The following is a 10505-nucleotide window of genomic DNA, read 5'->3' as shown; positions in this document are numbered from 1 at the left end:
AAGTTATGTGATTGGTGATTGGTGATTGGTGATTGGTGATTGGTGATTGGTGATTGGTGATTGGTGAATAGTGGATGGTAATAGATAAGCGGTAGTCGAGTATTGTTTTTATAAATGCCTCGCCGAATATTAAGAAAATATTCGGCGAGGCATTTTTTTTACTTAATGTTTTTTTAGAGAGCAGCAGACTATCGTCTTCATCCGTAGGTGCCTGATAAGTCTAAGGCTACGCTTTGAGGTGGATAGTCTTATGAATCAAGTTGTATTTGTAGATACGGTATTGACAGGCACAGTCTTTGCAGACACAAATCTTTTGATTTAGTATCTATGGATAGGTGGATGCGTACAGGGTACGAGGTGCTTATGCAAACAGCCAGCAATGTTATTCAGGACAAGGCCGCCGCTGCGGCTGGTTTGAAAGCCGCTGTGCGTATTTTGGATAAATGGCGGGCGACAGGTGAGCAGGGCGAATCTATTCTACGCGTCTCCCACAGCAGCTATGCCCGCGCGCGGCGGGGAGATTTAGCTGAGATCAAGTTAGACAGTGATCAATTGGCACGAATCAGTTATTTGCTCAATATTCATGCGGCACTGCGAATGCTGTTTGAAAACCCTGATAATGTTTACGGGTTCGTCTCTATGGCAAATCACAATCCTTACTTTAACGGGCGTACGCCGCTTGAAGTGATCGGTACTGGAGATTTCGCAGCACTTTATGAAACCTTCAAGCGTATTGATAGCTTGCGAGGTGCTCAGTGGTAGATTCGGCGGGAATAAGCGAAGGTTCGCTGCCCCTTTGTCAATCGAAAGAGGTAGTGGGGTATCGCTTAGTCAACAGTAAATTTCCTCCCATTGGGCTGTTTGACGATGTTGCGAGCCTCGATGAGTTTGAAGCGCTTTATGCCCTGCAGGCGCTGACGAACCCAAGGCTGCGTAACGAGGCTGGTGATTTGGGACTCATTCCTCACAACCAGATTCCCTTTGGTATCCGAGGATGCTCTTATGCGACAGCACCTTTTACCCACGTTAATCCGGAGGGTTCTCGCTTTAGCGACGGCAGCTTTGGTGTGCTTTACATTGCGGATGCACAACCAACGGCAATCAGTGAAGTGAGGCACCATCAGGAAATCTATTGGAAAAACGTACCATCGTTACATTTTGAACGGTTTATCTTCCGTGGGCTTAAGTGCCTATTTAATGAAAAAGCCTGTCGTGATGGCTTGGCGCTTCAGCCATCCCATGCCATTTATGATGCCGACGATTATCGAGCAGCGCGCACGTTAGGCAGAGAGCTTCGCAAAGAGCAACGTACCGGTTTGCGTTACCATTCTGTTCGGCAACCAGGAGCCACTTGCTGGGCGTTAATGACGCCGCAGTTCATCCTGGATATTATCCAGACCACTCATATTGAGATGATCTGGAACGGGCGAATAGCCCAAGTGAATCGCCTCTCAGCTGTACCCATCAAGTGAATTCAGTAGCGTAATTATGTTCGCTGTTGCTCGGTGAAGCGCTGCATGATCGTGAGTGTTTTATCACTAACATGATGCTCCATGCCCTCTGCATCAATACGCGCTGTACTGTCATCGACCCCAAGGGCACGCAAGAAATGCAGCACTACATCGTGACGCGTCCGGGAAATTTCGGCCATTTTTTGGCCTTCTTCGGTCAAGAAGAGCGAGCGATAGGGCTTGCTTGTCACTAGGCCCAGCTCATTCAGGCGGCGAATCATTTTAGAGACGGTCGCTTGGCTAACGGCCATTCGAGTAGCGATATCGGCTGCGCGCGCTTCTCCACGGTGGCGTAATAAGTCGCCAATTAACTCGACATAATCTTCGATCAGTTCCGTTTCGTGGGCATTACGCACCGTCTCATACTGCTGCGCATGCTGTTCCACTGGCGGTAGCGCATCTCCATCTTGGCCGTATGCGGTAGGAGAGTGTTGCTGTTGGTATTCACTCATTGGCAAAATTTATCAAGGTTAGTGGAAACGTTAATTAGTGATGGTAGCGCATTTTTTTAGATAATTGTTAGCCATGGCTAAACTGTTTGCATAAAGCTTTTTTGTTGAGCTACAGCTGTACTTATTGGGATCCTAGCACAGGAGAAAGAAATAATGGCCAAGCAGTATGGTTGGCTAATCATTGTGCTAGTAGCGTCTTGCTGCTTTTTCCTGACTCTGTTGTTTCCACCCAGGCACGGCGTATTAATACGTTTATGGTGTCATCGTGGGATTGGCCACATCAAGAGTTAGTCAGCCATCCTAGTACCATTTGGTGGTAATCAACGATGCCTAATACTTGTTGGTTTGCATCAATAACGGGCGCGAGTGATAGGCCAAATTGATCAAAAAGCCGAGCGCAGTAGCGGACGTTCATCTCGGTGCGAATGCTAACAACAGGTTTGCTCATAATTTCATACAGATTGATACGTTCGGCAGGGCGGTTAGGTGCGAGGACTTTCTTAGCGATATCAGAGGGTAATACGATGCCTAACTCGTCGAGCTCAGTACGCCGATTGATGATGATAACGCTGGCTTTGTGTTGGCGCATTAAGGTAATACCATCCGCAACCGTTAATAATCCATCTGCCGTCACATAGCGAGAATGCATGACATCTTTTACTGTGCGCTCTGTCATATTGGCTTTGACGTTCGACATTTTAAGTTCCTTAGCCTAAGGGCTGATTTAGCGTTTCTGAAAGAGATTTGATTTGATGCGTTACGCCTAGGGCATCTTCTACATCGATCTGAAACGCAATACCTGTGCCGGATGTTTCGTCAAACTCGCCAACGTCAGCGATGGCTTGGAGAATATGTCGGCTGATGTGCTCTTCAGCTAAAAAAAGCAGCACATCTCGTTGGGCGGTAATTTCCATGCCGAAAATACCCCGTGCTTTTTTGAGACCTTCACCGCGAGCGTTATTGATTACCGTTGCCCCGGTAGCGCCGGCATCGCGAGCGGCCTGAAGAATATCGTCGCTTAGTTCATCCTCAACTAACGCTACAATCAGTTTAAAGCGCATTTTTATCTCCTTTAGTAGACGACGGAGCTTGGCTGTAAGAGAGGCTATCAGTGGTTTGCTTGCGTTTATCTTTCCACTGAGCAATCTGTGCATATCCCATCACCGTAATAATGGGAAACAAGCAGGCGAGAGCAATCATGCCGAAACCGTCCATCAGAGCGCTTCGGCCGGGTATTGATGACGCCAGGCCCAATCCTAGTGCTGCAATAATGGGCACGGTAATGGTCGAGGTTGTAACGCCGCCGGAATCAAAAGCAAGGGGAATTATCGATTTAGGTGAGCGCAGGGTTTGAATAATCACTAAACAGTAAGCAGCAAAAACAAACCATTGGAGTGGCCAACCCATCACAATACGCCATACACCAAGAGTGATACCGAATGCCATACCTAACGCCACAGCAAGACGCAGCATAAATGGGTCTATGGTTCCGCCTGAAATTTCGCCAGCCTTAATTGAGACAGCAATAAGCGATGGCTCGGCAATGGTCGTGCTCGCACCAATCGCGAAAGCAAATATATATACCCAGTAATAATCACTCCAGTGTCGTTGAGCTCCCTCTGCAACAGCAGGCAAAAAATCATAATTAGTTAGCTGGGTGGCCATTAATTCCCCCATGGGGAAGAGCGCTTGCTCAAGGCCCACAAGAAATAGCGACAGTCCAACCCACACCATGAAAAAGCCAGCCAATACTTGCGGTAAGCGCTTAATGGGTTTGCGAATTACAATGTACTGAAAGCCAAAAATAATGGCAGCAATGGGCAAAATGTCTCGCAGAGTGTCCCAAAAGGTAGTGATTAAATTCATCAAGAGCTCCCTGCGACTAAATTGAGGCCAAAAATGCCGAATAGCAGCACGAAAATGATGGGCATGACTGATGCAAAAGCAATAAGGCCAAAGCCATCCAGCATTGGGTTTCGTCCTTTAATCGTCGATGCGAGCCCCACGCCTAGCGCCGTAACGAGCGGAACAGTAATTGTTGACGTGGTAACACCGCCGGAATCATAAGCAATACCGATTAACTCGCTAGGAGCCACCAGTGTCAGCAATAAGACAATGATATAGCCGCCAATAATCATCAGGTGTAGAGGCCAGCCTTTGAAAATTCTCAATACACCGACAACGACTGCAGTGCCAACAGAAACGGCCACCACCATACGAAGGGTAAAAGCGAAAGAAGCCTGGGCATCGCTAGTATTCGCAATTAAGCCACTTTCTGAGACCACTTCGCCTGCGCGGGCAGCGACGGCAATAAGTGCCGGCTCAGCAACGGTTGAACCAAAACCAAGCGCAAACGCAAATAGCAGCAGCCAAAATACCGATCCCTTTTGCACAAAAGCGCGTGCTAGATTTTCGCCTAGTGGGAAAAGTCCTAGTTCGAGGCCTTTGATAAATAAAGTCAGTCCCATTACGACAAACACGAGCCCTAGCACTAGATCTAAAAGGGCGAGTGAATCGGGTAGCGGCTGGCGTATGACGACAATCTGAAAAAAGCCCATAACCAGGACAACAGGTAATAGGTCTCTAAGGCTGTCTTTAAGCTGGTGTGCTAGCGAGGTAACGATATTCATTGAGCGTTTATTTTCACCGGGGCTTATAAATGGTTGTTATGAATTGGCAGGTGTCTAGTAAGCGTGCCTTTAAGCGGCGAGTGTAAAGTAAAAAAATAGTGACCAGCGTGACTCAGCTCAGGATTTGGGGCTTCTCAGCAAAGCCTGCTGCCAAATAGCAGCAGCGAGCCATCTAAAGAGTGCCAGCCCCACCAGGCTAGCACCACTCCGCCCAGCAGTAGCATTGCTAATGCTATCAACAGTGCAAACGCTGTTAGTGGTTTCATGAGGCCACCTGAGGAGTGATGTTTCGTGTCAGTGGTTTTTCGCTAATAAACCAGTGCAGACCAGCGGCGACCAGTGAGAGCACAATGGCAATCTTCCAGACAGTGTCATAATGGCCAGTGAGATCATAAAGATATCCGCCAAGCCAGACACCCATAAATGATCCTAGCTGGTGAAATAAGAATACAATGCCGCCCAGCATGGATAAATGGCGAACACCAAATACAGACGCCACAATGCCGTTGGTTAACGGCACGGTTGAGAGCCATAGTAGGCCCATGGCGATACCAAATAAATAAGCACTGGTAGAGGTCAGTGGCAATATGACAAAAGCGGCAATTATCGCGCCGCGAATTAAGTATAGCCAGCTAAGTAGGCGCGGTTTTGACCAAATTCCTCCCATCCATCCTGCCGTGTAGGTACCCACAATGTTGAACAAACCAACCAGTGCCAACACCGTGGTGCCCACCTGAATAGCCAGACCGTTATCGAATAAATACCCAGGTAGATGGACAGCAATAAATACAACTTGGAAGCCGCAGACGAAAAAGCCGAGGCACAGTAGCCAAAAGCCTTTCTGGCCGACCGCCTCATTGAGCGCGTCGCGTAAGCTTAAGTCGCCCAGTGCGCTGGGGCTTGGGCGGTCTTTTAACATCGCCCCCAGGGGAATCATCAGCGCGGCAATGGCGCCCATCGCTAGAAGAGCTGCTGACCAGCCAAGCCACTCAATTAGCCCCAGTGTGCCGGGTAACATCGCGAATTGTCCAAAAGAGCCAGCGGCACTGACAATGCCCATCGCCATACTGCGTTTTTCGGGGGGTACTGCGCGTCCCACTGCGCCCAAAATTACTGAAAATGTAGTGCCGGATAGGCCTAAACCAATGAGGAATCCAGCGCTTAGAGTCATGCCTAATGCGCTGGTGGAAAGGCTCATAAAGCACAGCCCCGTCACATACAAAATGGCTCCTACGACAATAATTCTCGCCGCTCCAAAACGGTCAGCCAGCGCACCGGTGAAAGGCTGAGAGAGCCCCCAAATTAGGTTTTGAACTGCAAGGGCAAAGGCAAACACGCCGCGCCCCCAGCCGAAATCGCTGCTCATCGGCTCAAGGAAAAGCCCAAAACCATGGCGAAGCCCCATAGCAGTGGAAATAACCACGCTTGCTAGCATGATAAGGAGTAGTGTGCGATGTCGCGTCAATGCCATTTTACGTCCCTTGTTCTGTAGTTTGTTAACGCGTTAACTAACTATCTCACGGGTCAGATTTTTTTAGAAGCTATCAACTGTCGGACGAATTAGCAGTGTCGGTAATAAGTTGAGGGCGGCATACTAGGTAGTATGTTGCAAAGCAACAAGTGTGCTTTGACTAAAGTCGTAAGCTTGTGTCACAAATGATTCGTATCTGTTAGTGACGCTTAAACGACATAAAAAATGCTTAAGTTAGGGCAGCTAAGTGTGGATGATACCGACGAACTTCTTAATCTGTCGGCAATGCCGTCGTTTATCTCGCCTCTGATGCTGGAGCGTCACTGACGGGTTTAACCCACTATGTAGATGCAGGTCACCATATTCGCTTCTAACGTATGGGTGATTAAGGAAGTTTCCTAGTTTAAGGACGTGGTTTAAAGGAGTCACTCGATGTCGGCCAATGACGCTAATGATCTAATTGAAAATCGCACCTATGACGAAATAACGGTCGGTGATGAAGCCCACCTAGAAAAACGCCTGACCATGGAGGACATCAAACTGTTTGCTGTGATGTCAGGTGACATTAATCCTTCACACGTCGACAGCGACTTTGCTAAGAGCAGCCGTTTTCAGGAAGTCATTGCTCATGGCATGTGGGGCGGCGCGCTGATATCCACTGTGCTGGGAACGCAGCTGCCTGGGCCGGGCACGGTCTATCTTACCCAGTCGTTGCAGTTTAAGGCCCCCGTAAGGCTGGGGGATGTTCTGCGGGTCTCCGTGCGGGCTATTGAAAAAGACGATCAGCATCATAGGATCACCTTTGCCTGCCGTTGCGAAAATCAACGCGGTGATACGGTTATTGAAGGTGACGCTAGCGTATTGGCACCGATTAAAAAAATCCAACGGCCTCGCGCGTTGCTGCCCAAAGTGCGTTTAACCGAGCGTGGCAGGTTGCATGAGATTTTAACTGCTGCCGATCATCCGGAGCCAATGCCCACTGCCGTTGTTCATCCGGTAGACCAAAGTGCTATTTGTGGAGCGGTTGAATCAGCGGCGCAAGGTTTAATTATTCCTGTGCTGGTTGGGCCCAAAGGGAAAATACAACTCGCCGCCGAAAAAGCCGAGGTGGATATCAGTGCATTCGAACTGGTGGATGTTCCCCACAGCCACGCGGCTGCTGAACAAGCGGTGGCATTAGCACGTCAAGGCCACGTAGGTGCGTTGATGAAAGGCGCGCTGCACACCGATGAGCTTTTACATGAAGTGCTTAAGCGTGACACAGGGTTGCGTACCGAGCGGTGCCTAAGTCATGTGATGGCCTTTGATGTGCCAACCTACCCGCGACCATTGTTGATTACGGATGCGGCAATCAATATCTATCCTAAGCTAGCTGAGAAGCGCGATATTGTTCAAAACGCGATCGAGTTAGCTCACTCATTGGGTAACGACAATCCCCGTGTGGCGATCCTTTCTGCTGTCGAGACCGTCAACCCCAAAATCACGTCTACGATTGATGCGGCGGCCCTGTGTAAGATGGCTGAGCGCGGCCAGATTAGCGGTGGCACCTTGGATGGTCCGCTGGCTTTCGATAATGCCGTCTCAGAAGCGGCGGCAAGAACTAAAGGCATCATTTCGCCAGTGGCAGGGGGNCATCATTTCGCCAGTGGCAGGGCGTGCCGACATCCTACTCGCGCCAGATCTTGAAGCGGCCAATATGTTGATGAAGCAACTGACTCACCTGGCGGATGCCACGGGGGCGGGCGTTGTCGTCGGCGCTAGGGTGCCGATCATGCTGACAAGCCGCGCGGATGATGCATTGACGCGCATGGCATCCAGTGCATTAGCGTTACTACTCGCTGACTATCAGCGTCGGAGCCTACTCAGTAACCCTTCAGGAGCATAACCATGCAGGAAATACTGGTGCTGAATAGTGGTTCTTCCAGCGTCAAGTTTGCGCTTTATCATATCACTGATGAAGACGCTGCCGGTGGAATTCAGGAGGCGTTGACGGTCGCCTACAGCGGCCATTTTTCGGGCTTGGCAACGTCGCAATGTCGCGTGTCGTTAGCGCATCGCGAACCTGGACAGCCCCCGCATCGCTATAGTTTGCAAACTCTGGAGGCGCTGGGCCTAACCCCGGCAATAAACCATGAAGAGGCCATCACAAAGTTGATGGCATGGCTTGAGCAGCGTGAGGATAAAAGTACCCTGGTTGCCATTGGGCATCGCGTTGTTCATGGCGGCCAAACCTACTGTGAAGCGACTAGATTAAGCGCTAACGACGTGATCGAGTTGGAAAAATTTTCAAGCTTAGCGCCGTTGCATCAGCCCCATGGACTTGCGCCTATCAAACTACTGATGGCGCGTCTGCCAGACGTACCGCAGATCGCATGTTTCGATACCGCGTTTCATGCTCATCAGCCCTGGGTGGCTCGGCAGTTTGCTTTGCCGCGGGAATGGACGGCCAAGGGGTTGATACGTTATGGCTTCCATGGCCTTTCCTACGATTATATTCAGCGCACGCTACCTAATGTATTGCCGGATGATGCACCCCGTTCACGGGTGGTGGTGGCGCATTTGGGTAATGGTGCCAGTATGTGTGCTATTCGTGATGGCATTAGTGTGGCTTCCAGCATGGGGTTTACTGCGCTTGATGGATTGCCGATGGGGACTCGCTCTGGTGCCTTGGATCCAGGCGTAGTGCTTTACTTAATTAGTGATGAAAAAATGAGTATTGAGGACGTATCAGCGCTTTTATACAAGCGTTCAGGGCTGCTCGGTGTCTCTGGAATAAGTAGCGATATGCGCGAGTTGCTTGCAAGTGATGCCCCGGAAGCCGAAGAGGCTGTTGAGCTTTACTGCTATCGCGCCGCGCGGGAAATCGCCAGTTTAGCTGGCGCGCTGGGCGGGCTTGATCAATTGATATTCACCGCCGGTATTGGTGAGCATGCAGCACCGGTGCGTGCACGTATTGTGGCGCAGTGTGAGTGGTTGGGCATGCAACTTGATGAAAAAGCCAATAAGCGTGATGCCTGTTGCATCTCTTCAGCGAGTAGCCGTGTGGGCGTTTGGGTCATTCCAACCGATGAAGAGCGAGTAATCGCCAGTGATTGCCTAGCGCTTCTCAATAGGGCGGATCAAGCAGCATTTTAATTCAGCCACCTGATGCCAGGGAGATTAGTTGAGCCACTGACCGTAAAGAGGGTTGAGTGTTGTCATTGTTGTGGTGATGACTACTGTCATTACCGCTACCGAGAAACCACTGATCTGATAGAATCCCCAGTTTTTGTAAGCTCACTCACTTATCTAACTGGGAATCTTAATGAACGCGGTAATTCTTGCTGTGCTAGTCATGGTGGCGCTTTCGCTTGCTCGGGTATCCGTGGTGTTTGCACTGGTTGTAGGCGCGCTGGTTGGGGGCTTGGTTGGCGGTCTTTCACTGGATGAAACGCTCAGTGCATTCAATGATGGTGTTGGTGGAGGCGCGCAAGTAGCCCTTGCTTATGCCACGCTTGGGGCCTTTGCGGTGGCTATTTCCCGTTCAGGGCTTCCAGATATGCTGGCCAATCGCCTGATTACAATGTTGGGAAAAGAAGCGACTGCGGCACATCAGGCGCGGGTAAAGGTGTTTTTGCTCGTCGCAGTGCTCTTGGTGGCTATCTCATCACAAAACGCCATTCCGGTGCATATAGCGTTTATCCCGGTGCTGATTCCGCCGTTGTTGGTGGTAATGAATCGCCTCCAGCTTGACCGCCGCGCGGTGGCGTGTGCGCTTACCTTTGGGTTAACCGCTCCGTATATGCTGCTACCTGTAGGATTTGGCGCGATCTTTTTGAATGATATTCTGCTGGCAAATTTAAATAGCGCTGGCGAGTCACTGGGTTTGGAAATTACCCGGGGCATGGTGCCCATGGCAATGGCTATTCCGGTAGGAGGAATGGCCATTGGCTTACTCGTAGCACTGTTTTTCAGCTACCGTGGGCAGCGTGAATATACTAATAAAGATCTAGTGGCGACTAATGCCCACCAAGGTCACTCGCCTGCAAAACCTCATACGTTTGGGCTGGTGATGTCGGGCGTGGCTATTGTGGCTGCGTTAGGTTTACAGCTATATACCGGCTCTATGATTATTGGTGGGCTAGTGGGGATTGGTCTGCTTTCGCTGGGCGGCATTTTTAAGTGGCGTGAAGCAGACGATCTATTTACCAGCGGTATGCGCATGATGGCGTTGATCGGTTTCATCATGATTTCAGCGGCTGGCTTTGCAGAAGTAATGAAGGCGACAGGGGATATCGAGTCGTTAGTGACAGGTGCGTTTGAACTGTTTGGTGATAACCGCGGATTAGCGGCGTTTGTTATGCTGCTGGTAGGCTTGTTTATTACCCTGGGGATTGGCTCATCGTTTTCAACCATTCCCATTATCGCAGCGATTTTTGTACCGCTGGCGGTGCAGTTCGGT

General features: G+C 50.0%; 13 protein-coding genes. 6 read left to right on the top strand and 7 right to left on the bottom strand.

Translation table 11 applies throughout. From position 1 onward, the window contains the following. The first annotated feature begins 339 nt into the window (after window positions 1–339). Together INT22_RS15080 and INT22_RS15075 are read left to right on the top strand one after the other, a co-directional pair. Entirely contained in the window at window positions 340–762 is a 423-nt protein-coding gene (locus INT22_RS15080; RefSeq protein ID WP_226912783.1) for an MbcA/ParS/Xre antitoxin family protein, read from the top strand. Next, a complete protein-coding gene (locus INT22_RS15075) occupies window positions 756–1472 on the top strand; it encodes an RES family NAD+ phosphorylase (RefSeq protein ID WP_193060167.1) in 717 nt (238 codons plus the stop codon). Before INT22_RS15080 ends, INT22_RS15075 begins: the two co-directional genes overlap by 7 nt. Before the next feature lie 14 nt (window positions 1473–1486). Here the strand turns inward: INT22_RS15075 and mntR are convergent, their stop codons facing one another. The 7 genes from mntR to INT22_RS15045 form a co-directional block, all read right to left on the bottom strand. Beyond that, window positions 1487–1963 carry a manganese-binding transcriptional regulator MntR gene (gene mntR / locus INT22_RS15070; RefSeq protein WP_089038486.1) on the bottom strand — a complete coding sequence of 159 codons (477 nt, stop codon included), beginning with the start codon at window positions 1961–1963 and terminating at the stop codon, window positions 1487–1489. 280 nt (window positions 1964–2243) lie between these two features. After that, a complete protein-coding gene (locus INT22_RS15065) occupies window positions 2244–2660 on the bottom strand; it encodes a CBS domain-containing protein (RefSeq protein WP_226912782.1) in 417 nt (138 codons plus the stop codon). A gap of 10 nt (window positions 2661–2670) precedes the next feature. Continuing rightward, the gene (locus INT22_RS15060) at window positions 2671–3024 is read right to left on the bottom strand and encodes a P-II family nitrogen regulator (RefSeq protein WP_083004922.1); all 354 of its coding nucleotides are present in this window, start codon (window positions 3022–3024) and stop codon (window positions 2671–2673) included. Then, a complete protein-coding gene (gene umpB, locus INT22_RS15055) occupies window positions 3014–3829 on the bottom strand; it encodes a Na,Li,K/H(+) antiporter subunit UmpB (protein WP_193060168.1) in 816 nt (271 codons plus the stop codon). The genes INT22_RS15060 and umpB overlap by 11 nt, the downstream gene beginning before the upstream one ends. Continuing rightward, window positions 3829–4593, bottom strand: a complete 765-nt coding sequence (locus INT22_RS15050; protein WP_193060169.1) for a DUF1538 domain-containing protein — start codon at window positions 4591–4593, stop codon at window positions 3829–3831. Before INT22_RS15050 ends, umpB begins: the two co-directional genes overlap by 1 nt. A 134-nt stretch (window positions 4594–4727) precedes the next feature. Further along, window positions 4728–4859, bottom strand: a complete 132-nt coding sequence (locus INT22_RS21830) for a hypothetical protein (RefSeq protein WP_264298857.1) — start codon at window positions 4857–4859, stop codon at window positions 4728–4730. Next, window positions 4856–6064, bottom strand: coding sequence for an MFS transporter (locus tag INT22_RS15045; RefSeq protein ID WP_193060170.1), 1209 nt, complete (start codon window positions 6062–6064; stop codon window positions 4856–4858). The genes INT22_RS21830 and INT22_RS15045 overlap by 4 nt, the downstream gene beginning before the upstream one ends. 432 nt (window positions 6065–6496) lie before the next feature. Between INT22_RS15045 and INT22_RS15040 the strand changes: the two genes are divergently transcribed. The 4 genes from INT22_RS15040 to INT22_RS15030 form a co-directional block, all read left to right on the top strand. After that, the gene (locus INT22_RS15040; RefSeq protein WP_264298856.1) at window positions 6497–7750 is read left to right on the top strand and encodes a bifunctional enoyl-CoA hydratase/phosphate acetyltransferase; all 1254 of its coding nucleotides are present in this window, start codon (window positions 6497–6499) and stop codon (window positions 7748–7750) included. A 10-nt stretch (window positions 7751–7760) separates the two neighbouring features. Further along, a complete protein-coding gene (locus tag INT22_RS21825) occupies window positions 7761–7949 on the top strand; it encodes a hypothetical protein (protein WP_264298855.1) in 189 nt (62 codons plus the stop codon). Window positions 7950–7951: 2 nt separating this feature from the next. Next, complete coding sequence (locus INT22_RS15035) at window positions 7952–9199, top strand: acetate/propionate family kinase (protein ID WP_193060172.1); 1248 nt, start codon at window positions 7952–7954, stop codon at window positions 9197–9199. A gap of 169 nt (window positions 9200–9368) precedes the next feature. Next, a partial coding sequence (locus tag INT22_RS15030; RefSeq protein ID WP_193068500.1) for a Na+/H+ antiporter NhaC family protein occupies window positions 9369–10505 on the top strand: 1137 nt, incomplete at its 3' end.

Source organism: Halomonas sp. 3D7M, from assembly GCF_014897885.1.
In the GTDB taxonomy this organism is placed as follows: domain Bacteria; phylum Pseudomonadota; class Gammaproteobacteria; order Pseudomonadales; family Halomonadaceae; genus Vreelandella.
The sequence above is the reverse complement of the archived record's forward strand: the minus strand, read 5'-3'. Positions and strand labels throughout refer to the sequence as shown.